This window comes from Pseudomonas benzopyrenica, assembly GCF_036884265.1.
GTDB classification, from domain to species: Bacteria; Pseudomonadota; Gammaproteobacteria; order Pseudomonadales; family Pseudomonadaceae; genus Chryseomonas; species Chryseomonas benzopyrenica.
On the sequence record NZ_CP145723.1, the window covers coordinates 3683873 to 3709561 of the forward strand.

Sequence of the window (25689 nt, forward strand, 5' to 3'; positions counted from 1 at the left end):
TTGGCATCTTTCGTTTCTCTTATTTGTGTTCGCTGGAGCGCTGGAAAGGCACGGCCGAAACTACAGCCATCGCAAGCACCATCAGTACCGCCAGTGTGAGGAACGCCAGAATCAGTCCAATGAAGTGGGCTACATAGCCCACCAACGCTGGACCAAGGAGCACGCCCATGTAGCCGAGGATGCTGGTGGCGGCGATGGCTTGAGAGGCTGGCATGCTGCGTTGCTGCCCTGCGATGGTGAACAGGACAGGTACCACGTTGCCTGCCGCCAGACCTGCTAGGGCGATGCTAGCCAGAATGATCGGAAGCGAATCGAAATAGGCCACCAGCGCGATTCCCAGGCCGGTCAGCAAAAAACCACCGAGCAACATCAGACGGTCGCCGATGCGCGCCACTACGCGATCACCGATCAGTCGGCTGATGGTCATGGCGAACGCAAACACTGCGTATGCCGATCCGGACAGAGCCACATCAACCTGCTTTTCCTTCGTCAGCAACAGAGCAGACCAGTCGAGCATCGCGCCCTCGCCCAGGAAGATAAGCAGAGTCAGCAATCCAATCAGCAGAACCTTGCCTTTGGGGATGACAAACATTGCATGGTTGTTGGCCGACCGAGTGGTGAAGAAGCCCGAAAATGCTGTGGCGATACAGGCGATGATGACCGCCGTGGCCACAAGCGCTGAAGTGGCCACATTCAGACCCGACGCAATGATCAGCGCCATTCCTCCTGCACCGACAAGCCCTCCGATGCTGTACATGCCATGGAAGCCGGACATGAGCGGCGCCTTAGCAACGTCCTGAACCTCAATTCCATGGATGTTGGCTGCCACATCGATAGCACCCAGGGAGGCACCAAACAGCAGGAGGCAAAGGCCAAGCGTGATTGGGGTGGAGAGGATGGCAAGCAGCGGCAGCGCAATGGCCAGGCCGATAGCCCCTGCAGTGATAACCGGCTTGGTTCCGATCCGGCCGGACAGCATGCCGGCCAGCGGCATACCAATCACAGCGCCAAGGCCTAGGCAAAGCAGGATTGTTCCCAGCATCGCCGAGTCAGCATTCATACGCTGTTGGGCAAAGGGGACAAGTGGCGCCCAGCAGGACAGGCCAAAACCGGCGATGAAGAAGGCCAGCCGGGTAGCGCGCTTTCCGCCGCTCAGATGAGCTGCCTGATTCGCCAACGTGCCTGGCTGGGTAGAAATATGGGTTTGTGGGGTGGAATGGCTCACGATATCTCCCGCTATTTGCTGAAAGAACTACTACACGCCGCCATTTTATCGGCTGAGTAACTATGTAAATTCAGCTACGATGCCGCCTAATAACGCCAATCTGACAATATGATAGTAATTTGCATTAGCGGCATTTCAGGCGTACGCAGAGATTGGTCTGCTTTCGACCAGATCAGCGGCAAAGCAGTCGTCGCGAGCCGTATTGGCCTCATATGACTAGAGGTCCGGCCCCTTGCTTCTGGAATGCTTTAACTCCAAAAGCGGCCGCCTCGATAGCACCTGCGAGGTACCCAGGGAATTGCCGTGACCACTCACTGGCGATACCGGTAATTTTGTTGGCCCAGAGACCTGACTTCAGCACTGCTATTGGTGCATCTGCATGCAAGGCGGGCCCGTTGATATCCAAAGCCGTAGCTGTATAGGCCTCTAGTGCCCAGTCCTTGTAGAATTCCTCCTGCGGCTTGATTGCCGTCTCGCCGAACATACGGCCGAGCTGCGCTCTACACAGCGCCCTCAATTGGCTTTCTGGGAGGTTTCTTCGGGTGGATGCTGGAACTCCCAGGAAGCCAAACAGCGCCCCCTTACCATCAGGTATTGAGGCGTCATGGATCTCACCCATTGGGCCGACCCGACTACGCGCCTGTCCTGATAACCCCTGTTCACGCCAGAACGGTGTGTCGTAGACGGCAAAGTATTTGGCATGGGGAGCCATCCAGGTGCTGGTCGCTCGCCATGAAGCACAGATATCTTCCGGCAACTCAGGGGTGAACGTAATGCTGGAAATAGCTAGCCGAGGCGGCAAAGCAAGGAGTACATGCTCAACGTTCCAGATGGTGGTTTGTCCTGAGGAGGCCTCGCAGGTCACCGCTACCTGATCCCCCTCAAAACTCAAGCGTTTAACCGTCTGGCCACTGTGCACTCTGTGGGCGTTTACATAGCTCCGTAGAGCTGTGATTAAGGCTGCCATCCCTCCCTCCAGCCTCATCGATGCAGGCGAGGATTCGTAGCCGGACATTGCAACGGATGGCTTAGCGGCATACTGCTCAAGCAGCATGCTGCCGCTTTCGTATTGTTGGTAGTAAGGAAGCCGCAACTCCTGGACCAATCGATGCAGCTGAGGCTGAAGGTCTGGCCAGAACCACGATGGTCCAAGATCAAATTTGTCCATAGCGGAATTGGAGCTGGGCGACTCCGAAATCTTGGTTTTGGCCGCCGGTATGGAAACGATTCGCCCCCCCAGAACAGACCGTGCCTCGAGTACCACATAATCGCTGATGCCTTGCGCTTCCAATGCATATGCGGCGTACAGCCCACTCAAGCCCCCGCCAACGATCGCTATGCGTGCGGTTTTCTGGGTCATGCTGGTTCATCCAGGCCCGCAGGGCGACCAATTCTAAGATAGATCTCGGCCCCCACAGTACCGGCCTTGAATTCGGGGTAGTAACCTTCCGGCAAGCGTATCCAGCTGCCGCGCTCGTAGGTGCTGTTTCTCTCGGTAAGGCAACCGGTGAGTACCAGAATCTCGGCCCCATCTACTGCCTCAGAAAACAATGGCTCTACCGAGGCTAATCGCTGCAAACACACCAGCTCGGTTCTGCTTCTGTGTAGTGGGCAAATCTCCCGGCCGGCTTGCTTCACCCATGTCGCTGGATCGCGCGTATTAATGCGGCCCCGAGTTTGTTCACCTGCCTCCATCTGCCAAAGCTTGACGAAGATGACGGCACCATTGCGACTGAACGGTTGGTGAGTGGAACCTGGCGGATTGCGCAGGTAGTAGCCTGCCGGGCAGTCCTCATCACCTTCGGAGAACGTTCCGGACACAACAAAAATTTCCTCTCCGCCGGGGTGTGCATGCTGGGGAAAGTAGGAATCAGATGCGTATCGCACGATGCTTGTCGCGCGAGCGCGCTCACCACCTAGCCTATCGAGTATTACACGCTCTACACCTGGCTGCGGTGAGGCTACCCACTGGTAGTCCTGGGGCAGGACTGTGACTTTGCGGGAGAAGTCAGCGTTGATAAGCATGATTGATTCCCTTGGAGAAAACGAAGAAAGGCCGGCTGTGAGTGGGCCTTCAATCTTGGATTACGAAGTAGCGAGTTGAGCGTGAGCTTCAATCACTCGGGCCGAATACGTCAGAGCCGCGCCCGCGTTGAGAGCAATCGCCACCCCCAGAGCCTCGGTGATCTCCGGCAGCGTTGCTCCGTGCTCGACCGCCTTCTTCGTATGGACGGATATGCACCCATCGCAGCGGGTGGTTACGGCGACCGCCAGCGCGATCAGCTCGTGAATTTTAGGCTCGAGATGCCCAGTCTTCGCAGCTGCACCATCGATTGTGGTGAGACCGCGGACTACGTCAGGACTTTGCTTGGCAAGGTCACCAACTCTGCCCAGCAGCGCTTCGCGATAGGCATTCCAGTCATTCATCATCATCTTGATTCCATGTGTGGGGGGGGGGGGTGGATGGCGCACACCCACGATGGGGGCGAGAAGTACGCCCCCATGTTCAGGTTGAGGTTGGTGCGAAACTTAGTTCCGGCCCGCCATCACGCCGCCGTCCACATCCCAAATGGCACCGGTGACCCAGCTAGCTTTCTCCGAAAGCAGGAAGGCAACGACCTCGGCGACATCTACCGGCGTGCCCACACGCCCGATTGGGTGGAAGCTGTTGAAACCCTGCAGGGCGCTATGGACCTCTGCTTTGGGAATGAAGCCTTCATAGATCGGGGTCTGCACTACCGCTGGAGAGACCGCGTTCACGCGAATATTCTTCGATGCCAGCTCCATCGCAAGGTGCTGAGTCAGCGAATGCAGCGCGGCCTTCGCCATCGAGTACGCAGAGGACGGAGTGGCGGCAATTGCTTGCTTAGCCCACATGGAGCCGATGTTCACGATGACGCCGGCACGGCCAGCCTCAACCAGATTGGCAGCAACCTTCTGAGTGATGAAGAAGGTTGCTTTGTTCAACTGCATGTACTGGTCGTAGTCTGCGTCCTGATGCTCCAGGAACGGTTTGGGGAAGAAGACGCCGGCAGCGTTAACCAGCAGATCTATATCTGCGTGCTGTTTGGCAATGGTCTCAACCAGTCCGGTCAGGCCTGCATCGGTAGTCAGGTCTGCGGTCAGGGCAGTAACTTGCCCGATAGCGGACAGCTCTTTGCGAGCTTCCTCAGTTTTCTCCTGGCGGCTGCCAACGATGACTACGCTTCCACCTTGCTGAAGGACCAGGCGAGCAGTTTCCAAGCCCATACCACTGGTACCACCGACGACGAGAAGCTTTTTGCCTTTGAACTCATTGCTCATTTGAAGACCCCTATGGGCACTCGCCCTGGGCGAGTGCCGGTTGCGGAAGAATTGCAGCAAGGGCGGAGTTCGGTTCTTGCCACCGTTGCCTTGAGCCAAATGTTCAGCTCTTCCGACACCGTCGACAAACGAGATAAAGTGTTCATAATCTAAAGAAAATCTTTACTGATATGACTACTCCAGTTCACTTGAACGCACTACGAGCGTTCGAAGCCAGCGCCAGGCACCAAAGCTTTTCTGCTGCAGCGGAAGAGCTGAATGTGACTCCGGCGGCAGTTGGACAGCTAGTTCGAACCTTGGAAGACTGGCTTGGTACGCCGCTGTTCCATCGAGCCCCTAGCGGTCGCATACGCCTGGTACCAACCGAAGCCGCAGAGCTGGCGCTACCAGATATACGTGCTGGTTTCGACCGGCTTACGCTCGGCCTAGAACGGCTGAAAGAAAGCTCCGCTAACGGAATGCTCACCGTCACTGTGAGTCCGGCATTTGCCGCCAAATGGCTGCTGCCCAGGATCGACAGCTTCCACAGCGCATGGCCGGACACCGACGTTCGCCTGGATACAAACCTGCGGCCTGTGGACTTCGTAACCCAGCGGGTCGATATCGGCGTGCGCTATGGGAACGGCAACTGGCCCGGCTTGCTTGCCGAGAAGCTGATGGAGGAAGAGGTATACCCGGTGTGCTCACCCAGCCTCTTGAGTGGATCCTCTCGCTTAACCACCTTGGAGAGCTTGAGGTCAGAAACGCTCATCCACGATCTGTCGATGGATAGGCACTCCGGATTCCCCACATGGGATACATGGCTTCAAAAAGCTGGCTTGGCCGATGTGGCCACTGCCCGAGGGATGAAGATCAACAACTCCGCGGCGGTGTTGCAGGCGGCAATCGATGGGCAAGGTGTAGCGCTTGCGCGCAGCGTTATGGCTCGTGACGATCTGGCAGCAGGCCGGCTTGTGCGGTTGTATCCCGATATCAGCTTTGAGTCTGACCTGGCCTATTACGTGGTGTATCGGGAGGAATGCTCGAGCCTCCCGAGGCTGAAGGCATTTCGCGACTGGCTATTCAGTGTTGTCGCAAGCTAAAGCTCTGGCACGTCCAACGCTGGCGTGATAGCTACACACAATGGCGCCGTGCAGTTACTCGGGCCTTGGGAGGTAGATATAATTCAGATCGACTTCATTCGAAGTTTCCCCTCGTAGTGGTGTTTTCCCCAAGCAGCAATTTTGTTGCTGGCTACCACTGCCGTTAAGGCCTGCGTTGTGATCCCCCATTGAGGCTGGATCTCCAACGCTTAAATCGTGCAGGTGAACTCTGAGTTTGGCACATCCCTAGTAGTGCTAGCGGTCGCGCTCGCATGAAGAAAAGAGGTCCCTGTGTCTATCTCATCGACTCAAGCTTCAAGATCTACCAAGCGAGGCGGGCTATTACTTTTAGCCAGCATTCTCCTTCTGGCTGCCACGCTAAGAGCACCTATCACCAGCCTCGGACCAGTGCTACTGGACGTGCAGCATGCACTTAGTCTCAACGCCAGTGCTGCCGGGCTACTCCATGCTCTACCCCTGATCTTCTTTGCTGTGATATCGCTCGTAGCGCCCGGCTTGGGACGCACGCTGGGTATTGCGCGAGGTATCGGGTTTGCTCTCGTGCTGATCTCCATAGGCACAATTTTTCGATCGCTGCCCATTCACGGCTCGATCTGGGTTGGTACAGCGCTTCTCAGCTCTGGCATTGCCATCTGCAACGTACTGCTGCCCGGCTATGTGAAACAGCGGTTTGGAGAAAGTGGGCCAAGTGTCATCGGGTTGTACGTCGCATCCATGGCGATTCTGGCTGGCCTAGCAACCGGCGTGTCCGTCCCGATCTCCCTCATCCCTGGTCTGGACTGGCGTTGGTCCATCGGCTGCTGGGCTCTGCCTGCTCTGGCCGCCTTGCTGCTCTGGCTGCCTCAGTTGCGAAATCGCCAACAGTCCAGCCAAGCTAAACCGAGCATCGGCTCGCCAGCGAAGTCACCATGGGTAAGCTTCAAGGGTTGGCAGGTTGCAGCCTTCTTCGCGCTGCACTCTGTCGTCTTCTACTGCGTCATTGACTGGTATACAGCCGCTACCGCCTCAAACGACTTCTCGCCTGCGATGGCTGGCCTGCTCCTGATGGTTTACCAAGCCGTTTCGACCTTCGCAAACATTGTTACGGGGCCGGCGCTTCGTCGGATGGCAGATCAGGCCTGGATGGGATTGGGCTGCGGGCTTGTGATGGTTGCAGGTGCGACTGGTCTGATCCTGAAGCCAGAATGGCCCCTTGTGTGGATCGTACTACTCGGCCTAGGGGCAGGCGTCTCGATGGTGATGAGTATTTCTCTGTTCGGGCTTCGCACCCGTACGCCGGACCAGGCTGCACGCCTCTCCGGCATGGCACAGTTTGTTGGTTACGCTGTGGCAGGCCTTGGCCAACTGGCAGTGGGCATGCTCCACATGGCAAGTGATAGCTGGGTAGGACTGCTAAGCCTGATGCTCGTCGCTAGCGCCGGCGTAATGATTTTCGCGTTCCTGGCCGGTCGTAAGGGCTACGTGGAATAGCTCCGTAAGTAGGCCCGGCTTCTGAGCAATAACCCAGCTTTAAGGCCGAGCCGATAGGCAGCTAATGGCCGGATAGCGACGGCCTCGCAGCCGTCGCCAGGTCATGCGGCTATACCTCTGTCTGTTCGGCCATCTCCAGCGCGTCGTCTACCTCGATGCCAAGGTACCTGACAGTGCTTTCCAGCTTCGTATGGCCCAGTAGGAGCTGTACGGCCCTGAGGTTCTTTGTCCTGCGGTAGATCAGCGACGCCTTGGTCCGCCGCAGGGTATGGGTTCCGTACAAAGCTGGATCTAAACCAATCGCTGTCACCCAGGCTTTGACGATCCGTGCGTACTGCCGGGTGGAAATATGCTCGGAGTGGGCAAGTCTACTTGGGAACAGGAAGTTCTCGCTTCGAAGCTTGGCATGGCGTATCCAAGCCTCCACCGCTGAGCGTGTCTGCTCTGTGATCTCAAACTGCACCGGACGATGAGTTTTTAGCTGCATCACGATAGCTCTCGGTGAGACGTGCTCCCCGTGGGCTATGTCTCGCACGCGCAGCCTGGTGAGGTCGCAGGCGCGCAGCTTGCTATCGATTGCCAGGTCAAAAAGAGCCAAGTCCCTGGTTTTATCCGCAAGCTGGAGTCTGACGCGGATGGCCCAGATATCCCTAATCCGGAGCGGGGCTTTCTGACCAACGAGCTTTCCCTTGTTCCAAGGCTCGTAGCTAACGACTGCTATCGCTTTCATGGCTTGTTCTCCTCAGTGAGGGAGTACAAGCATGGGCCAGACCATGGGACGGAGCTATCCGACCCATCATCCGGCCGCCGAGGCGGAAACGGCCAAAAGCGGAGATAGACAAGTGACTGCTACCGATCCTTCACATCCATCCAAATGCCAGCGACGTACGTTGGTAAGCTGCCCACCACTGCCCGAAGTCAGATAGCTGCGCTGCAGCAGTACGTGCGAGAGGTGTGCTTATCACCGGAGTTTGAGGCCAAAAAAAGCCCGCACCGTGGAGCTACGGGCGGGCAAGAGCATTTGCTAGGTAGCTATGCGAGCTACCGAATGAAGTTATCACACGGCTATCAAACGCTTTCGTGGATGTAAATAGAAATTCACGGCGGATTGTTTTCGCGGGATCTGAAGTGGATTAAACCGGATTGTTCGTCGCCCGGGCCCATATCTATTCACAAGGCGATCACTCAATTCGCCACGCCGATCACGACCTTGCCGACGTGGTTGCCGCTCTTTAGCCGCTGATAAGCTGCCTGGTAGTCCGCGAACGGGAAGGTCTGATCGAGGACCGGATGCACCTCGTGCAGTGCCATGGCCCGCAACAGTGCCTCGAAGTTCGCCCTCGGCCCGATCGCCGTTCCCGCCACATGAAGCCCGCGCGCGAGAATATCGATCGGCGGAAGGCCACCGCCGAAGCCGCTGGTGAAGCCAACCAGTGAGATGTCGCCGCCTTTGCGGGTTGCCGCCGCCGACTTCACGATCGTCTTCTCGCCTGCGATGTCGATGGTCTTGTCGACACCTCGACCGTCGGTGAGGGCGAGGATTTCCTTGTCCCAGTCGGGATGGGTCCGGTAGTTGACCACGGCCGCGGCTCCTAGCGCCTTGAGACGTTCCGCCTTCTCATCGGACGATGTGATCGCGAGGACTTTCGCGCCGAACATCGTGGCAACTTGGAGCGAGAAGAGCGCAACGCCCCCTGTGCCTTGAATCAGCACCGTCTCACCCGCTTGTAGAGGCGACGACAGGTTGAGCCCGGTCCAGGCGGTGACAGCGGCGCACGGTAGAGACGCTGCTTCGGCGTAGGACATGTAGTCCGGCAGGTGAACGATAGCGTTCTCGTGGACCAAGATCTGCTCGGCCAGCCAACCGTCGTTGGTCATGCCGAGGCTGTGGAGCTGATACTCCGGACGCGGGGGTCCGCCGATCCAGTGCGGGTGGCATGAGGCACTGACGCGATCGCCCACCTTCGTGCGCGTCACGGCTTCACCGATCGCGACGACCTCGCCCGCTCCATCCGACAAGGGCGTGCCGTTCGACTTGGTCGGCCCGCCATACTCGCCATCAAGGATGGCCTGGTCGCGGTAGTTGAGGGAGGCCGCCTTAACCTTAATCAGCACATCATAAGGTCCTGGCGTCGGCACGGTCTCGTCGTGCAGTTCCAGGCCCGGCTTGTCGCCGGATGTCCATCGAACAACTTTCATCGTCATCGTCCTCGCTGGTTCGGCTTAGCCATCCTCGGTCTGAGGGCAAAAAAGGGCATCAGCTCGTTCGGGCTATAGCCGCAAGATTGATTTAGGGGCAAAATTAGCGGTAGCTATAGGTACATGCAAGAACCTACCTATAGGTTTGTTACCCACCAAAAGGTAAGTTAAGTGAGGCGAGATTGGCGATGCGAAGACCCTCAGCAGCAGCTCGTATGGGCGGCAGCGACGAGTGAGACCCTACGGGTTCTTGAGGGCAAGTGGAAAATGGTCATCATCGTCCAGCTCTTCGCAGCCAAGGCGCCGGTGCGGTTCTCAGAACTGGAAAGGCGGGTTGAGGGCGTGAGCCAGAAGATGCTGATCCAGCAACTTAAGGAGCTCGAGAAAAACGGAATCATCACGCGGACGGTCTACCCGCAGGTTCCACCCAAGGTGGAGTATGCGCTAAGCGAGCTGGGGCTCGCGCTTGGGCCGTCCATCGAGGCGTTGATCGATTGGGCCTTCTTGAAGTGCGAAGCCAGTCGCGGAGTACCGCCGGAAGGATGATGCCGGCCTTTCGGCCCTTGCGTATGAAAGGCTGCTTACCAACGTTCGCACTGGGATTTGAATGGCTGTGAAGGATCGGTAGCAGTCGCTTGTTGACGTCCCCTTCTGGCAGATTGCAACCGGTGGCAACGAGCCACAATCGGCCAGAAGCCGCCCTTTGCAGTAGTCAAAATTGGCGAAGATTTCACAGTCGGATGAGTACCATCTTGAGGCTTAAAGGTTTCTGAAAACTGAGGGATTCACCTCGACCATTTAAGCAACCTCCGATATTCCATCAGACGACTCTGAGCTTAGAGAGAAGGAATGAGAGCAGGGCTTTTCGATAACACCGCGACAGAGGCCTGGGCTAAACCGAAATGCCCGCATTAGCTAACCAGGATGGCCTTGGCTTGCTGCAGGATGGCCATGCTCTCGAAGAGCACATTGGCTTTCTCGTCGCCTTTTTGCACCTTCAGGAGTGGGACTTTACCTGTTGGCGAGAGGGTTATAAACCAATCGGGCCTGACCTTTAAATCGACTTCGATGCGCTGAAATGGAACCCCTTTTTCAAGGAGCATAATTGCTACTCGCTGAACAAACGGGCAAAGCCCGTGGCTAACGAGCGTGAGCTGAGATTGCGACATTTGTATATCCACTATTACTTCGTCAGATTCCGCTTCCAGGCAGGAAGCGGGATGTACAGACGCAAAGATGTGCCTAGCTCGTCAAAGCGAGCGACCACCATCGACGATGATTTCTGTTCCCATCGTCCAACGAGACTCGTCCGACGCGAGGTACAGCACCGCCTTAGCTACTTCGTTAGGCGTGCCAAAACGTCCAAATGGGATGGTCGCAGCAATATCCTTATTGATCTGCTCGCGGTAGGCATCGGGAATACCCAACTTGTCGTATAGCGGCGTATCGATCGGCCCTGGGCTGACCGCATTTACTCGAACACCACGTGGCAGAAGCTCGCTCGAGAGCGTTTTCGACATGTTCAGAAAAGCAGCCTTCGTTGCCGCGTAAACTGATGAACGCGCTTCGCCCAGGTGCGCACTAACCGAGGTGTTAAGAACCACCGATGCGGGGTTGGAGAAGACCGGCAGCAGTGCTTGCAGGAGGAAGTATGGCCCTTTGACGTTGATGTCGAAGGAGCGGTTAAACATCTCCTCGCTCCAGTCTTCGATTGGCATCCAGACGGATACGCCGGCGTTAAGGAAGGCAACATCGAGTTGCCCGTAATGAGACTGAACAGCTCGGGCCAGCTCCTTCTGAGCTGTAATGCTGGCGGAGTCAGCTCGTAACACCAGAACTTCGCTACCTAAAACAGCTTGGGCATTTGCAATTGACTCAGGGTTGACACCAGTGACGATCACTCGCGCACCTTCTGCGAGAAACTGCGTTGCGGTCTCCAGACCAATGCCACTTGTGCCGCCAGTGATGAGCGTGCGCTTGCCTTGTAAACGGGACATGTAAATTGCCTCTCATTTGTGACGGCCAGTCGGACGACTGACCCTCTGAGAGCAATGATGGATTTATACTACAAGGCTGATAAGATGGCCTCAGCAAGTAGCTCTCATGCGAAATCCGCATGAAAGAGGATGTGTGATGGATCGGTTGTTACTGATGAGCTGTTTTGTACGCGCCGTCGAGACAGGCAGCCTCTCGGCTGCAGGACGTGATCTTGGGCTCGGGCAACCTAGCGTGAGCCGTTACGTCGCCGCCCTCGAAGATCATCTGCAAACCAGGTTGCTTCACCGGTCGACACGAAAGCTGACGCTCACTCCTGAAGGTGAGCGCTACTACGCAGACGCGCGGCGTATCTTAGACTCGGTGGAACAGTCCGAATCCTCACTGAAAGGCAACGTGGCGCCGTCTGGGTTACTGCGTATCGCATGCCCGACTGCATTGGCGCACACCTTTATCGTGCCCCATGTGGCTAGGTTTCTTGAGCTCTATCCAGAAGTGTCGCTCGATCTTCAAATCAACGATCGCTACGTCAATCTGGTTGACGAGGGAGCCGAGCTCGCGATTCGCATTGGCCACCTGGAGGACAGTTCAATGCATGCACGGCCACTAGCTTGGTTCGAGCGGGTGTGCGTAGCTAGCCGCGAGTACTTGGCGAAACGAGGCTCTCCCTCTTCGCCTGAAGATCTGAAGGAACACGACTGCCTTATTTATACCCTGCTATCTACCGGGACTAACTGGCGGTTTAAGGACATTGACGTACCGGTCTCCGGGCGCCTGCGGGTTAACTCTCCCGAGGCGATACGTGAGTATGTAAACGCAGGGCTGGGGATCGCACAGGGGCCTCAGTGGCTTTATGAGGAAGGGCTGAAAGCTGGTAACCTTGAACTGCTGCTTAAAGACTACGTAGCACCACAGGTGCCGATCCAAGTTATATATCTAGCGAATCGGCTGATGCCCAGGCGAGCCATTGTATTCATGGACTTCATGGCAGATGTGTTTGCAAAAAGCTCTGCATTCCGTGAGTGCCCAAAGTAGCCTCATCCCCATGAGCGGCGCGCGAACGGATAATCATAGCCGCGGTGCCCCTTGTTGTGAGACAGGATGCACGCTTACCACAGTTGCAATCAGCGGATCTGAATAGTCATCGAGAAGTAACACTTCTATCTCAGAGCTCTGATTCACCACCTGCCCTAAACCAATAAATTGCCCCTGATTTCGTAGACACCACAATGCATTTTCTAGAAGGGCTTATATTGGCTTTTAAAGCTGATGCAGGTGACAGGCTGCTTCTGGCTGAACGCCGTCCCACACGATGGTAGTGTTCGGGAGGGCCCCCATAGGTCTTCAATAGCAAGGCTTCACGCTTGATAGCCCCCATGGTAAGCAAGGTTTGCTTGCTATGGGGGCCACCCTACGCCAGTCGGGTATAGCGGAAATATCCGAGGAGGTTTACTTCCGCTCTTGAAGCATTTCTTGCGGCTATACGTCACTCGCTCAATTGCAAATCCGAGACTTGCCCACTCGAAGTTGCGCTTAATGAAACTCCCGACTTCGAGTATCGAGACCCTGCAGCAGCTCGTTGATGTCCTCCAGACGGTCGGCCACAACGTGCAGGGTCATCATGGTCCCGTAGCCCCATAAGAGCCATGACGTCACCAGCTCCCGCCGTTGGCACGCCGCCAGAATCTTCCGTTTGGTCACGATCATCATCCCGTCCTCATCCTCTAGGGTCGCGTCACTGGATGTACCTGACTACTGCCGGCCAACGACCCAGCCAGCAATCCGGGGCGGCTGGGCATGGCGCCTTCCTCGAGCTAATGCCGCACTCAGCTCGATCAGTCGTTCACGATATCGATATCCCTTGTCTCGGCAGATAGGTAGACGCAGGTTGCGGAGATCACTGCGAGACTTATGGTCAGTATCGAAATAGCGTAGGGGGAGCCGTAATGGTTCAGTAGGTACGCCCCGAGGATAGGCGCGGTTCCGCCGCCGATAATGCCCCCAACGTTGGTTGCCATTGCAAAGCCGGTAAACCGAGCACTAGGGCCGAATGCCTCACCGGTAAATGACGGTACGGCACCGTAGACCAGCCCGTATCCCGTCATGAACAGGCATGAGCCTAGGACCATTGGTAAAAACTGGCCCATGGAGAACAGGTACCAGAAGGGAAACGCGACCAGTGCTGTGAACGCGAAGCCGATGAGCATTGTGGTACGTCTGCCTATTCGATCAGCCAAGGCACCGGCGCAAGGCACCACCACCAAGTGGGTGCAGACAGCGACCATAGCGACCGACAGCACAAAGGCGTTGGATAGCCCTAATTCCCGCTGTCCATAACTCAGCGCGAATACGGTGAACAGGTAGAACGTGGAGAAGTGGCAAATGTTGGCGCCGGCGACTAGTAGCAGTTGCTTGGGATAGCGCTTGAAGAGGCGTATGGCCGGAGACTCGCTAGGCGCTGCGGTAGCGGAACGTTTCGCGGCGGTCTCCAAGAATACTGGAGATTCGGGCACCTTCGAGCGAACGAAGACCCCAACGATCAGCAATACGAGGCTGGCGACAAAAGGAATGCGCCATCCCCAGGAGTAGAAATCTTCTTTAGACAACACGCTGCTGACGATCAAGAGTAAACCAGCCGAGGCAATAAAGCCGAATACTGGGCCAATGTTGTTAATCGCGGCGTAGAGTCCACGTTTTCGCCTGGGCGCATGTTCGAGAAGCATGAGCACGGCGCCACTGTATTCGCCTGCGAAAGCAAAGCCTTGGATGAAGCGCAGGACACACAGCATGATCGGCGCCCAGATACCGACGCTTGCATAGGTCGGCAAAAGGCCGATACCTACGGTGCTCAACCCCATGACTATCAGCGTGAGGTAAAGCAACTTCTTCCGACCGATACGATCGCCGAAATGCCCGAGCACTAGGGAGCCTAGGGGTCTGGCGATAAAAGAAATGGCAAAGGACGCAAGGGAGGCCAGCCGCGAGACAGCCTCATCATGCCCAGGAAAAAACAGGGGAGCGAAGATCAGAGCCGCGGCAGTTCCATAGAGGTAAAGATCATAAGTTTCGAGCGCCGTACCGAAAAGGCTGCCGGCGACCACATTCTTCATGGACTTCTGCTTTTCCGCGTCCACGTGTTCAAGGGGGGTTTCACTTATGCTGGATATAGAGGTCTGCATGGTTTCACCTGTTGTTATTGTAGATGTGCCAGTGCTGTACTTGACGTTGCTCGATTACTAGCCTCTTAAAGCCCTGACGAAATAATCCCGGTCTCCCATTTGCCCGCCTTTCAGAGCGATTTCCAAGGACTTCAGATAGGGCTTTTCCGAATGCATCTGGCACAACGGTGCGCCGGGCGAGAGATAGGACTTGATAACCAATGCATCTGGATTTAGGACCTTGGTTATTTGGCTGGAGGTATCCCCTCCAGAAATCACGAGCCGCTTCAGCGGATAGGCTTCGAGAATGGCCAAGACCACATGACCCAACTCGAACGCCAGTCGTTTGCCGCCGTAAGTTCTTGCGTTGTCACGATTGAGGCCTTCGGCGACCATGGCTTCGATCATCTGCTCGATGCGTGGATCGGCCGTACCCTTGGCGGTATGCATGACGACAGATTTTCCCGCTGCGAGATAAGCGAGTGCAGCTGTCACCAGTTCCTGGAGTATGGCGCCACGCCGGGCGTCGCTTATGAGTCCTGTAGTGTCTACTGGCAACTCGACGAAGCCATCGGCGAGCGCTGTATCGATCTGAGCCTGGCTCAGCGGTGAGGCGCTACCCGACACCACGAGCACCTGTGCAACAGGATGCAACGGAGCGACTTGGGCTTGGTGGTTACACGTCCGGCCGCCTGCGTGCCAGTGTTGTGTCAGTCCGTACTCCACACCGGACGAGCCCACCACGAACACGGAAGTGCTGCCGATGGCGAGTTCGGTAAGGGCCCGACCCGCTGCGGTTAGGTGTTCGTCAGTGACGCCGTCGAACAATACTGCATCATGCTCACGACCCACCTCACGGGCCAGAGCGGCAAGATCCTCCGTTTCTTCAATATGCCGGATGGTTACCTTGGCAATGTCTAGGTTCGCCTGCTGGCCGATGTGCACACTGAGGTCGGCTTCCTGCATCGGCGTGATCGGATGAGCCCGCATGATCGGATGACGGTCGATCCGGTGAACCTGGTGATCCGTCTTGGACAGGGCGAACAGATTGCCGAAGGCACAGTACCGACCTAACTTGGGATTGCCAGCAATGATGGGAATGCCGGTGACGTCGAAGATCGCCGATGCCAGGCCGATCACGTGGCCGATGCTGCCAACGCTTGGCGCGCTGTCAAACGTCGAGCACACTTTGTAGTGCACCACTGACGGTGACAGCTGTTTGATCGCGTGGAACACCGCGGGTAGGGCGTCGTCCATTTCTGCGTTGGACATCGCACGGCTATCACCGGCGATGCCAATGGCATCAAAGCCGCCAAGCTCCGCGATCAGTTGTGGCGACGGTGGCTGGAGGAACAGCGCGCACTTGAGTCCGGCCCCGGTCAGCACTTCCAGAGCATCCGTCGAGCCAGTGAAGTCGTCGCCATAGAAGACAAGCGGAAGTTTCGAATTGGCATCCTCAGCCATCTTCAGGCCCCCCCGAATTTCTTTAGCGCGGCACTCAAGGCTGGACGGCCTTCGGCGTACTCATGCAAAGGCACATGCTGCACTGCAGCCTCCCAGCCCTCGCGCATGCTCTGCACGCCAGCCTCGATACCTTGCGGGTGACCGATGATGCCTCCGCCCGCCAGATGCATGAGGTCGACCGACTTGAGTGCGTTGTAAAGAATCGGGGCCTGCGCAGCCCACTGGCCGGAAGAAAACACGGGCAGCAACGGCTGTATGCCGGCGAAGGAGCGCAAACAACTCTGTGCCGATGAAATAACGGACTCGTCCGGCTCCCAGAACTTGCTCTGGACTCCGTTGACATGCAGATGGTCGATGCCCGCTAGGCGCCATACCTTTTGGTAGACGTCGAAGGAAAAACCCAGGTTAGGGCTTCGCGTGAAAGCGCCCCACCCATTTCGATGGCCATGGATAGGCAATTGGGAATGCTTGCGGATGTGTTCGACGGCAGAGTGGCCAACCCAGTTCAGGCACAGCATCACGCAGGTGCCACCCGCCTCACGCACGGCATCGTGCCGCCGCAGCATTTCGTCCACACCGCCTGAGATATTGATGGCATACATAGGCATCCTGCCTAGCCGATCAGCATGACGGTGTAGCACCTGCATGACAGCGCTGAGCCGGGCATCGAAAGACGCATAGGTCGGGTCAATTAACAGCTCATCATCCTTGAAGAACTCGATACCACCTGCGCAGAGGGCATCGACCGTCTCAGCAGTCTGCTCAGGGGTCAAGCCGATGCTGGGCTTGATGATCGTGCCGATGATGGGCCGATCGTGTACGCCACAGAGGGCACGCGTACCTTCGATGCCAAATTGAGGCCCGAGGAACGTAGAAGCGAAGCGCTCGGGCAGTTCCAGATCCAAGACCCTGAGAGCGCTCACTTCGCCTAGCTCGAAGAGGTTTCCCGCTATGGTTGTCAGCAGCGCGGGAATGTTGGTGCCAATGTTGGCGATAGGGAATGCAATCGTGACCTCGCCACGATGGAAGTGATTTGACGGGTTGTGCCTTGTGAGATAAGCGCTGTGCAAGGAGGCTGTATCTACAGCTGGCAGCGTCTTGATGGATACGACCCGCGCACGGGAGCGCTCTTTCAACTCCGCAGACTCACCTGGAACGGAGATGAAGGTGCCACTCGATTGTTCGCCGGCGATAATCTCCCCGACTTTCTCGATCGGAAAGTTACTTTCAACAAAGAAGCGAGCGCTGAACTCTTCCCTGCCTGATGGATAACCGGACATAAAGTATTCCTTGAGCTAATTATTGTTGTCGATCTTCAGCAAAAAGCGTCTGCAGATGTACTTTCAATATACATTGACCACTCACCTGGCCAATCGATATGATTTCCTAAGCGTGCGACAAAAACTCACACTCAGCGCGGGTTGCCGTTAAAAGCGGCGCGCCCAGTCGGCTAGCGAGGTACCAAGCGATGCCCTCTACCCCACGGCCATCCCTAAATGCTTTGAGAGCCTTCGAGATGACTGCTCGAAAGGGCACGTTCAGCGAGGCGGCCGAAGCCCTGTCGGTGACGCATGGCGCAATCAGTCGGCATATTCGGAGCCTGGAGGACTCACTTGGCGTGGTGTTGCTGACGCGCAATGCGCATGGCACCACGCTCACTTCAGAAGGCGCCAAGCTTGCAGCCGGCCTCAGGCGCGGATTCGCATTGATCCAGGAAAGTGTGGAGCAGGTGCGGCCTCAACCGCTGGAGCTTTCTTGCTCTGCCTCAATCATGATGCACTGGCTACTACCTCGGCTGGCAAAGTTGCACAGTCGCTTTCCCACGATGGAGCTTGGGCTCAAAACTGGACATGGTCCTATCGACTTCATTCAGGAAGGCGTCAGCGTCGCGATTCGACTAGATAGCATCCAGCCACCCGCAGGTACCGTTCCCATCCCGCTCACACGTGAATGGATAGGAGTGATCTGCTCGCCGGAGTATCAGGCTGCCTCTGGAGTGAACGACGTCGGCCAGCTAGGCCGGGAACGCTTGCTGGCCACCAAGACTCGGCCACACGCGTGGAGTGATTGGTATGCGGCGGTGGCGCGCCCACCGATAGAAACGCTCGGTATGGAGTACTTCGAGCATTTTTACCTGCTGATACAGGCGGCGAAGGTTGGACTCGGAATGGCCTGCGTTCCCAGAATGCTGGTGCAGTCCGAACTCGACAAAGGGGAACTTGTGGCGCCTTTTGGCTTTGCCGAGGGTCCAGCCCACTTGGTTCTCTGGGTATCTCCAAGCGCTATGCAGCGGCCTGATACCGCGAACCTCGCACAATGGCTTCGAGAAGAAATGGCAAGCAGTTGAGGCGCGATCTGAGTGTGATAGCGCCTCGGAACTAAGGGATTAGATATCACCTGCGCCCCAAGCCAGGAAGCCACCGTCCACAGGCAGGACGATGCCATTCACATAAGCTGCTACGTCAGATGCTAAATAGCTGACCGCTCCAGCCATCTCCTGAGTGGTGCCGTAGCGCTTAGCCGGAATGGCGTTGCTATAAGCCTTGCGGAAACTGTCGCTGTGGAGCTCTCGAGTCATGGGGGTATCAACTGGCCCAGGCGCGATCGCGTTAGCAGTGATGCCATAGTCAATCAATTCGACGGCCATTTGACGAGTCAGCGCGATCACCGCGCCTTTGGATGTGCCATAGGCCGTACGACCTTTGCCGACGGCACGCAGGCCGGCTACTGAAGCGATATTGATGATCCTGCCAAAGCTATGCTTGCGCATGAGGCGAGCGGCCATTTGGCAGCATAGGAAGGTGCCGGTGACGTTGATGAGCAAGGTCTTGTTGAAGACCTCGAGATCGAAGTCGAGAAACGGCATTGTCTTCGCGATCCCGGCAGAATTAACCAAGACGTCGCATCGGCCTAGTTCACGCTCGATCCAGTCGAAGCCCTCGGTTATGGATGACGGTGAGCTGACATCCACCTGGCAGGCGAAGGCAGAAAAGCCCTGGTCTTTGAGGTGGTCTGCGAAGCGCTCAGCCTCATCAATTTTGATATCACAGATGACGATCTGATGACCGTCTTTCGCAAGGGCCAGCGCAGCTGCAGCGCCGATACCCATGGCCCCACCTGTGACGACGGCAACTTTTTGATCGGTGGCTTGCATTGATTTTTTCTCTTGTTCTAAACGCCTGGGTGGCTGAGCTTTGGAGATTAGGAAATAGCCCGCTAGGGATGCAATCGATAAAATCTCCCGCTCAAGTGACGAAATTTCACAATCACAAAAGGACAGGCGAGTCCGTAAATACTGTCGGCAGAGCAAATGGGGAAGTCATTGACTCCGTAGGCCGATGTCCTATTTTTCTCATCTGGAAGTAGGTGCTTTTGAATCGGTATTGTGAGAGAGAGGGAGTGCTCCGAAAATAATCGTCCGACAGTCAATAGTTTAATCAACGAAAATCTCGACTCCGGGTATCTTGCCCTGCATCAGCTCGCTGATGTCCTCCAAGTGGCCGGCCACAATGTGCGGTACGCCATCGCGTGTTTTCCCTGTCCCATCCACCCGTAGCAAGTGTAATGTCACCAGCTCCCGCCGATGGCGCTCCGCCAAGGTACGCCACACCACCACGTTCACCATCCCAAACTCGTCCTCCAGCGTCACGAAGGTCATGTTGCTGACGGCGCCTGCGCGCTGCGTCCCGACAATCAGCCCGCCTATCCGGGCTGGCTGGCCGTGGCAGCGTTCCTTCAGGTCACGAGCGATTATCAGGCGGTGAGCCACGAACTAAGGTCGTAGTAACGTACGTGACAACGGCCTAAGGTGTTACCCAGCGAGGCACAGTCGTAATGAATGTCTACGCGCACTGTAGGTGCGACCAGTTCCTGGAACTCCTCTGCAACGACGAGGACCCTTAGCAATGAGCGGCGGCTTCGGTTCGTTAGCTGTCCTACGCCAACGGCAGCTTTGGGTCGATTCCTGCCGGTCAAGACCTACCCGTGCGCTAGTCACATCCGAGGCAAATGGCTGGCCACGTCAGCTGCAACTTTCTACGTAAGCGTCTAGGCACTCCTGCGGCGCGCTCGACGGATAATCGTCCTTTCCTTTTGGTGCTGACTAACCGCTAGCGGTCGGTCATGAATGACCGCCAGGATTCACCCTCATCAAAAAGCCAAAAGCCCGCAATTACGCGGGCTTTTGGTTTTTCCTGCTAGACGTACCGGTCTATGCCGGTCGCGGGATCACTCCCACTCAATCGTCGCCGGCGGCTTGCTCGAGACGTCGTAGGTGACGCGGGAGATGCCGTCGATTTCGTTGATGATGCGGTTGGAGACCTTTTCCAGCAGCTCGTAGGGCAGATGGGCCCAGCGGGCGGTCATGAAGTCGATGGTTTCCACCGCGCGCAGGGCGACGACCCAGGCGTAGCGGCGGCCGTCGCCGACCACGCCGACGGATTTGACCGGTTGGAAGACGACGAAGGCCTGGCTGACCTTGTGGTACCAGTCGGCCTTGCGCAGTTCGCTGATGAAGATGTCGTCGGCGCGACGCAGCAGGTCGGCGTATTCCTTCTTCACTTCGCCGAGGATGCGTACGCCCAGGCCCGGGCCCGGGAAGGGATGGCGGTAGACCATGTCGTAGGGCAGGCCCAGCTCCAGGCCGATCTTGCGCACCTCGTCCTTGAACAGTTCGCGCAGCGGCTCGACCAGTTTGAGGTTCATCTCCTCGGGCAGGCCGCCGACGTTGTGGTGGGACTTGATGACGTGGGCCTTGCCGGTCTTGGCGCCGGCCGATTCGATGACGTCGGGGTAGATGGTGCCCTGGGCCAGGAATTTGATGTTGTCGAGCTTGCTGGCTTCGGCGTCGAAGACGTCGATGAAGGTGCGGCCGATGATCTTGCGCTTCTTCTCCGGGTCGGCTTCGCCTTCCAGGTTGGTCAGGAAACGCTGCTCGGAGTTGGAGCGGATCACCTTGACGCCCATGTTCTCGGCGAACATGGCCATCACCTGGTCACCCTCGTGCAGGCGCAGCAGGCCGTTGTCGACGAAGACGCAGGTCAGCTGGTCGCCGATGGCCTTGTGCAGCAGCGCCGCGACCACGGAGGAGTCGACGCCGCCGGAGAGACCCAGCAGCACGTTGGCGCTGCCGACCTGGGCGCGCACCTGGGCGATAGCGTCCTCGACGATGTTGGCCGGGGTCCAGAGGGCTTCGCAGCCGCAGATGTCCTTCAAAAAGCGCGAGAGGATGCGCCCGCCCTGCTTGGTGTGGGTCACCTCGGGGTGGAACTGCACGCCGTACCAGCCGCGCTCGTCGTCGCCCATGGCGGCGATGGCGCAGCTGGGGGTGCTGGCGACGATGTGGAAGCCGTCCGGCAGCTTGCCGACCTTGTCGCCATGGCTCATCCAGACGTCCAGGCCGAGTACGCCGTCGTCGTCGAGGTGGTCCTGGATGCCTTCGAGCAGGCGGCTCTTACCGACCACGTCGACCTTGGCATAGCCGAATTCACGGATGTTGGAGCCTTCGACCTTGCCGCCGAGCTGCTCGGCCATGGTCTGCATGCCGTAGCAGATGCCGAACAGCGGTACGCCCAGATCGAACACCGCCTTGGGTGCGCGGGGGCTGCCGGCCTCATGGACCGACTCGGGACCACCGGCAAGGATGATGCCGCGCGGAGCGAAGGCGCGGATGTCGGCGTCGTCCATGTCGAAGGGATGCAGCTCGCAATAGACGCCCAGTTCGCGCACGCGGCGGGCGATGAGCTGGGTGTACTGGGAGCCGAAGTCGAGGATGAGGATGCGGTGGGCGTGGATGTCTTGGGACATGGCCAGGTCTCGATAGCGCTAGGTTCAGACGATTCGGGGCTGTCTAGACAGCCCCGAATCGCAACGATAAGAACGACAGATCAGGAATCAGCTAACGCGGTAGTTAGGCGCTTCCTTGGTGATCTGCACGTCGTGGACGTGGGATTCGGCCATGCCGGCGCCGGTGATGCGCACGAACTGCGGCTTGGTGCGCATCTGCTCGACGGTGGCGCAACCGGTGTAGCCCATGGAGGCACGCAGGCCGCCCATCAGCTGGTGGATGATCGCCGCCAGCGGGCCCTTGTAGGGGACGCGGCCTTCGATGCCCTCGGGTACCAGCTTCTCGGCGCCGGAGGCGGAGTCCTGGAAGTAGCGGTCGCTGGAGCCCTGGGTCTGGGACATGGCGCCCAGGGAGCCCATGCCGCGATAGGACTTGTAGGAGCGGCCCTGGAACAGCTCGACCTCGCCCGGAGCCTCTTCGGTACCGGCGAACATGGAGCCCATCATCACGCAGTAGCCACCGGCGACGATGGCCTTGGACAGGTCACCGGAGAAGCGGATGCCGCCGTCGGCGATCAGCGGCACGCCGGTGCCTTCGAGGGCGGCGGCGACGTTGGCGATGGCGGAGATCTGCGGCACGCCGACACCGGCGACGATGCGGGTGGTGCAGATGGAGCCCGGGCCGATGCCGACCTTGACCGCGTCAGCGCCGGCGTCAGCCAGGGCCTTGGCGGCTTCGGCGGTGGCGATGTTGCCGCCGATCACCTGCACCTGCGGATAGGTCTGTTTGACCCAGCGCACGCGCTCGATCACGCCCTTGGAGTGACCGTGGGCGGTGTCGACCACGATGACGTCGACGCCGGCGGCGACCAGGGCGGCCACGCGCTCGGGAGTCTCGGCACCGGTACCGACGGCGGCGCCGACGCGCAGGCTACCGGCGTCGTCCTTGCTGGCGTTGGGGTAGGCCTTGGCCTTCTCGATGTCCTTGACGGTCATCATGCCCTTGAGGGCGAAGGCTTCGTCGACGATCAGCACCTTCTCGATGCGGTGCTTGTGCAGCAGCTCGCGGACTTCCTGCTTGTCGGCACCTTCGCGCACGGTGACCAGGCGATCCTTGGGGGTCATGACTTCGCGCACCGGCACGTCGAGACGGGTCTCGAAGCGCACGTCGCGGGAGGTGACGATACCGACCAGGTCACGGCCGGAGATCACCGGGACGCCGGAGATGTTGTGCAGGCGGGTCAGGTCGAACAGATCGCGCACGCTGGCGTCGGCGTCGATGGTGATGGGGTCCTTCACCACACCGGCCTCGAAGCGCTTGACCTTGCGGACTTCCGCGGCCTGCTGCTCGACGGTCATGTTCTTGTGGATGATGCCGATGCCGCCTTCCTGGGCCATGGCGATGGCCAGACGGGACTCGGTCACGGTGTCCATGGCGGCGGACACCAGGGGAATGTTCAGCTCGATGCCACGGGTCAGGCGGGTCTTGAGACTGACGTCTTTCGGCAGGACATCCGAATAGCCGGGGATGAGGAGAACATCGTCGAACGTCAGGGCTTCTTGGCTGATGCGCAGCATGGCGGGCGCTCCCGGGCGGGAAAATTTAGGAGCGCGACATTATACCTGTGCTTGGGGATGGGCGGCAACGCACCCGAGCATCAACGGTATAAGGATTCGATTTACGTGAGAATGACTATCAACATAGAATCGCCGCCACCTTTTCCGCCCCTCCCGAGACCGCCCTTGAACACGCCGCCCAGAGCCCTTCGCCGTTTCGCTCCCTTCGCCTTCAGCACCCTGGCCCTGGCGACCAGTTCGGGCCTGCTGGCGGCGGAGAACACCACCCTCGCCCCCATGGACATCTCCACCACGGCCAGCGAGGCCGACCAGGGCTATCGCGCGACCCGTGCCTCGACCGCGAGCAAGAGCGACGTGCCAATCAAGGAAGAGGCGCAGTCGGTGCAGACCGTGACTCCGCAACTGATCCAGGACTACGAGGTGCGGACCCTGGACGACGCCGCTAAATTCGTCAGCGGCGTGACCCAGAGCAACACCCTGGCCGGGACCAAGGATGCCTTCGTCAAACGCGGCTTCGGCAGCAACGCCGATGGCTCCATCTTTCGCGATGGGGTGCGCTCGAATCTGTCGCACAACTTCGATGCCACCGCCGAGCGTGTGGAGGTTTTGAAAGGTCCCGCCTCTCTGCTCTATGGCGCCCTGGAGCCCGGTGGCCTGATCAACGTGGTCAGCAAGCAGCCGCAGTATCAACAGCGCACCACCCTGAGCGGCTCGGCCTACAGCGAAGGCGGCGGCAATCTCGGCGTCGACACCACCGGCCCCCTGGGTGACAGTGGCTTCGCCTATCGGCTGATCGCCGAGCGCCAGAGCGAGGACTACTGGCGCAACTACGGGGTGGATCAGCACAGTCTGGTGGCGCCGTCGCTGTCCTGGACCGGCGAGCGCGCCAGCCTGACCCTGGCCTATTCCTATAACGACTACAGCGGCCCGGTGGATCGCGGCACCGTGTTCGTCAATGGGCATCCCAGCAGCGCCAGCTACGACAAGCGCCTCGACGAGAAATGGTCCGAGAGCAAAGGCATCACCGAGACGGCTAGCGCTCGCTACGAGTACCAGCTCAGTGATGACTGGAAGACGCGGCTGATCTATGCCTGGAACAATGACAGGTACAGCCTGGACTTCGCCCAGCCGGTCTCCTTGGCCGCGAATGGCAATCTGCTGCGGACGGCCAATGGCGCCCATTACGACTACGAGACGACGTACGCCAGTTGGGACTTCATCGGCCGGCAGGACCTGCTGGGCCAACGCCATGATCTGCTGGTGGGCCTCGATCACGAGGATAACGACCAGTACCGTGGCAACACCTACCGCAACAACAATGCCTCGCGCCGCAACATCAATATCAATGCGCCGGTGTACGGCGGCCTGGCAGCACCCAGCCTCCTGAGCACGACCCAGAGCGATCAGGACAGCAGCCTGGAATCCACTTCGCTGTACTTCAAGGACAACTGGCACCTGAACGATCGCTGGATCCTGGTGCTGGGCGGCCGCTACCAGAGTTTCAAGCAGTACAGCGATCAAGGCCTGGGCCGGGATTATGTCGTCAATCTGGACAAGCGCGATCAGGCGGCCCTGCCGCTGGCCGGTGTGGTGTTCCAGGCCACCGATACCCTGTCGCTATATGGTAACTACAGTCGATCCTTCGTGCCGAACACCACCGTCGACGACCGCGGCAACACCTTCGATCCCGAAGAAGGCCGCAGCTTCGAGGTGGGTGCCAAATACGACCTGACGCCTGGTCTGAATCTGAACGTGGCGCTGTACGACATCCAGAAGAAGAATGTGGTGACCACCAGCAACGTGGCGGGTTTGAGCGTGAGCGAAGCCGCCGGTAAAGTCGGCTCGCGGGGCCTCGAAGTGGACCTCACCGGCCATCTGGCCGAGCGCTGGGACATGATTGCCACCTATGCCTACGATCACACCGAGGTGCTCGATGATCCCAGCAACGAGGGCAAGCGCCTGCCCCAGGCGCCCAAGCACAGCGGCAGTCTCTATCTGACCCACCACCTGCTGGTCCCCTCCAACCTCGGTGGCTGGCACCTCGGTGGCGGCGCGCGCTACGTCGGCGAGCGGGCCGGCGATGCGGCCAACAGCTTCTACATGAGCAGCTACACCGTGGCCGACGCCTTTTTGCGCTGGGACCTGCCGGTGACCGGCTACCAGACCCGGCTGCAGCTGAACGTCGACAACCTGTTCGACAAGGAATACTACCCGTCGAGCGCCAACAGCCCGCTGCAGGTGGCGGTGGGCGAGCCGCGGACGGCGCGGCTGAGTGCCACGGTGAGCTTCTAAGCCAGCGGCCTGCCCTCACCCCAGCCCTCTTCCAGGGGGAGAGGGGGTAAAGAATGCCAGCCCCGTGTTGATGCTCTATCCTAGCCGCCCCGCCGTGGGGCCTCGGCCCGCCTGGCGG

At 58.4% G+C, this 25689-nt stretch carries 23 protein-coding genes; 6 read left to right on the plus strand and 17 right to left on the minus strand.

The window, feature by feature from the left end; genetic code table 11:
- Nucleotides 1-19: 19 nt before the first annotated feature.
- From V6W80_RS17560 to V6W80_RS17580, 5 genes are all read right to left on the minus strand, one after another.
- Nucleotides 20-1225, minus strand: a complete 1206-nt coding sequence (locus V6W80_RS17560; RefSeq protein ID WP_338544961.1) for an MFS transporter — start codon at nucleotides 1223-1225, stop codon at nucleotides 20-22.
- A gap of 208 nt (nucleotides 1226-1433) precedes the next feature.
- On the minus strand, nucleotides 1434-2585 hold the full coding sequence (locus V6W80_RS17565; protein WP_338544962.1) for a flavin monoamine oxidase family protein: 1152 nt from the start codon (nucleotides 2583-2585) through the stop codon (nucleotides 1434-1436).
- Nucleotides 2582-3250: a cupin domain-containing protein gene (locus tag V6W80_RS17570; RefSeq protein WP_338544963.1), complete on the minus strand. Its 669-nt coding sequence runs from the start codon at nucleotides 3248-3250 to the stop codon at nucleotides 2582-2584. Before V6W80_RS17570 ends, V6W80_RS17565 begins: the two co-directional genes overlap by 4 nt.
- Nucleotides 3251-3310: 60 nt before the next feature.
- Nucleotides 3311-3658: a carboxymuconolactone decarboxylase family protein gene (locus V6W80_RS17575; RefSeq protein ID WP_229779227.1), complete on the minus strand. Its 348-nt coding sequence runs from the start codon at nucleotides 3656-3658 to the stop codon at nucleotides 3311-3313.
- Nucleotides 3659-3754: 96 nt separating this feature from the next.
- Nucleotides 3755-4528 (minus strand): SDR family NAD(P)-dependent oxidoreductase, encoded by a 774-nt coding sequence (locus V6W80_RS17580; RefSeq protein ID WP_338544964.1) that lies wholly within the window; start codon nucleotides 4526-4528, stop codon nucleotides 3755-3757.
- Between the two features lie 170 nt (nucleotides 4529-4698).
- Here V6W80_RS17580 and gcvA point away from each other — a divergent pair, with 170 nt between their 5' ends.
- Together gcvA and V6W80_RS17590 are read left to right on the plus strand one after the other, a co-directional pair.
- The gene (gene gcvA, locus V6W80_RS17585; protein ID WP_338544965.1) at nucleotides 4699-5610 is read left to right on the plus strand and encodes a transcriptional regulator GcvA; all 912 of its coding nucleotides are present in this window, start codon (nucleotides 4699-4701) and stop codon (nucleotides 5608-5610) included.
- A gap of 420 nt (nucleotides 5611-6030) precedes the next feature.
- Nucleotides 6031-7101, plus strand: a complete 1071-nt coding sequence (locus tag V6W80_RS17590) for an MFS transporter (protein ID WP_338547466.1) — start codon at nucleotides 6031-6033, stop codon at nucleotides 7099-7101.
- 109 nt (nucleotides 7102-7210) lie between these two features.
- Here the strand turns inward: V6W80_RS17590 and V6W80_RS17595 are convergent, their stop codons facing one another.
- Both V6W80_RS17595 and V6W80_RS17600 read right to left on the minus strand, forming a co-directional pair.
- Nucleotides 7211-7831: a tyrosine-type recombinase/integrase gene (locus tag V6W80_RS17595; protein ID WP_338544966.1), complete on the minus strand. Its 621-nt coding sequence runs from the start codon at nucleotides 7829-7831 to the stop codon at nucleotides 7211-7213.
- Between the two features lie 455 nt (nucleotides 7832-8286).
- Nucleotides 8287-9300 carry a zinc-dependent alcohol dehydrogenase family protein gene (locus tag V6W80_RS17600; RefSeq protein ID WP_338544967.1) on the minus strand — a complete coding sequence of 338 codons (1014 nt, stop codon included), beginning with the start codon at nucleotides 9298-9300 and terminating at the stop codon, nucleotides 8287-8289.
- A 171-nt stretch (nucleotides 9301-9471) separates the two neighbouring features.
- Between V6W80_RS17600 and V6W80_RS17605 the strand changes: the two genes are divergently transcribed.
- The gene (locus V6W80_RS17605) at nucleotides 9472-9846 is read left to right on the plus strand and encodes a winged helix-turn-helix transcriptional regulator (protein WP_338544968.1); all 375 of its coding nucleotides are present in this window, start codon (nucleotides 9472-9474) and stop codon (nucleotides 9844-9846) included.
- Nucleotides 9847-10211: 365 nt separating this feature from the next.
- Here V6W80_RS17605 and V6W80_RS17610 read toward each other — a convergent pair whose 3' ends face one another.
- Together V6W80_RS17610 and V6W80_RS17615 are read right to left on the minus strand one after the other, a co-directional pair.
- The gene (locus tag V6W80_RS17610) at nucleotides 10212-10469 is read right to left on the minus strand and encodes a glutathione S-transferase family protein (RefSeq protein ID WP_338544969.1); all 258 of its coding nucleotides are present in this window, start codon (nucleotides 10467-10469) and stop codon (nucleotides 10212-10214) included.
- 81 nt (nucleotides 10470-10550) lie between these two features.
- Nucleotides 10551-11297, minus strand: coding sequence for an SDR family oxidoreductase (locus V6W80_RS17615; protein WP_338544970.1), 747 nt, complete (start codon nucleotides 11295-11297; stop codon nucleotides 10551-10553).
- 136 nt (nucleotides 11298-11433) lie between these two features.
- Between V6W80_RS17615 and V6W80_RS17620 the strand changes: the two genes are divergently transcribed.
- Entirely contained in the window at nucleotides 11434-12330 is an 897-nt protein-coding gene (locus V6W80_RS17620; RefSeq protein ID WP_338544971.1) for a LysR family transcriptional regulator, read from the plus strand.
- Between the two features lie 498 nt (nucleotides 12331-12828).
- On the opposite strand, the gene V6W80_RS17625 is transcribed toward V6W80_RS17620, so the two are convergent.
- The 4 genes from V6W80_RS17625 to V6W80_RS17640 form a co-directional block, all read right to left on the minus strand.
- Nucleotides 12829-13005 carry a hypothetical protein gene (locus tag V6W80_RS17625; RefSeq protein WP_338544972.1) on the minus strand — a complete coding sequence of 59 codons (177 nt, stop codon included), beginning with the start codon at nucleotides 13003-13005 and terminating at the stop codon, nucleotides 12829-12831.
- Between the two features lie 125 nt (nucleotides 13006-13130).
- A complete protein-coding gene (locus V6W80_RS17630) occupies nucleotides 13131-14474 on the minus strand; it encodes an MFS transporter (RefSeq protein WP_338544973.1) in 1344 nt (447 codons plus the stop codon).
- Nucleotides 14475-14531: 57 nt separating this feature from the next.
- Complete coding sequence (locus V6W80_RS17635) at nucleotides 14532-15917, minus strand: four-carbon acid sugar kinase family protein (protein ID WP_338544974.1); 1386 nt, start codon at nucleotides 15915-15917, stop codon at nucleotides 14532-14534.
- Nucleotides 15918-15919: 2 nt separating this feature from the next.
- On the minus strand, nucleotides 15920-17197 hold the full coding sequence (locus tag V6W80_RS17640; protein WP_338544975.1) for a ribulose-bisphosphate carboxylase large subunit family protein: 1278 nt from the start codon (nucleotides 17195-17197) through the stop codon (nucleotides 15920-15922).
- A gap of 236 nt (nucleotides 17198-17433) precedes the next feature.
- Between V6W80_RS17640 and V6W80_RS17645 the strand changes: the two genes are divergently transcribed.
- A complete protein-coding gene (locus V6W80_RS17645; protein ID WP_017638605.1) occupies nucleotides 17434-18264 on the plus strand; it encodes a LysR substrate-binding domain-containing protein in 831 nt (276 codons plus the stop codon).
- Between the two features lie 39 nt (nucleotides 18265-18303).
- On the opposite strand, the gene V6W80_RS17650 is transcribed toward V6W80_RS17645, so the two are convergent.
- The 4 genes from V6W80_RS17650 to guaB form a co-directional block, all read right to left on the minus strand.
- The gene (locus V6W80_RS17650; protein WP_338544976.1) at nucleotides 18304-19071 is read right to left on the minus strand and encodes an SDR family NAD(P)-dependent oxidoreductase; all 768 of its coding nucleotides are present in this window, start codon (nucleotides 19069-19071) and stop codon (nucleotides 18304-18306) included.
- Between the two features lie 279 nt (nucleotides 19072-19350).
- Nucleotides 19351-19686, minus strand: coding sequence for an OB-fold nucleic acid binding domain-containing protein (locus V6W80_RS17655; RefSeq protein WP_338544977.1), 336 nt, complete (start codon nucleotides 19684-19686; stop codon nucleotides 19351-19353).
- Nucleotides 19687-20144: 458 nt separating this feature from the next.
- Entirely contained in the window at nucleotides 20145-21722 is a 1578-nt protein-coding gene (gene guaA, locus V6W80_RS17660; RefSeq protein ID WP_208692242.1) for a glutamine-hydrolyzing GMP synthase, read from the minus strand.
- A gap of 87 nt (nucleotides 21723-21809) precedes the next feature.
- Entirely contained in the window at nucleotides 21810-23279 is a 1470-nt protein-coding gene (gene guaB / locus V6W80_RS17665) for an IMP dehydrogenase (protein ID WP_017638609.1), read from the minus strand.
- A 276-nt stretch (nucleotides 23280-23555) separates the two neighbouring features.
- Here guaB and V6W80_RS17670 point away from each other — a divergent pair, with 276 nt between their 5' ends.
- Nucleotides 23556-25571, plus strand: coding sequence for a TonB-dependent siderophore receptor (locus V6W80_RS17670; protein ID WP_430707818.1), 2016 nt, complete (start codon nucleotides 23556-23558; stop codon nucleotides 25569-25571).
- The last annotated feature ends 118 nt before the right edge of the window (nucleotides 25572-25689 follow it).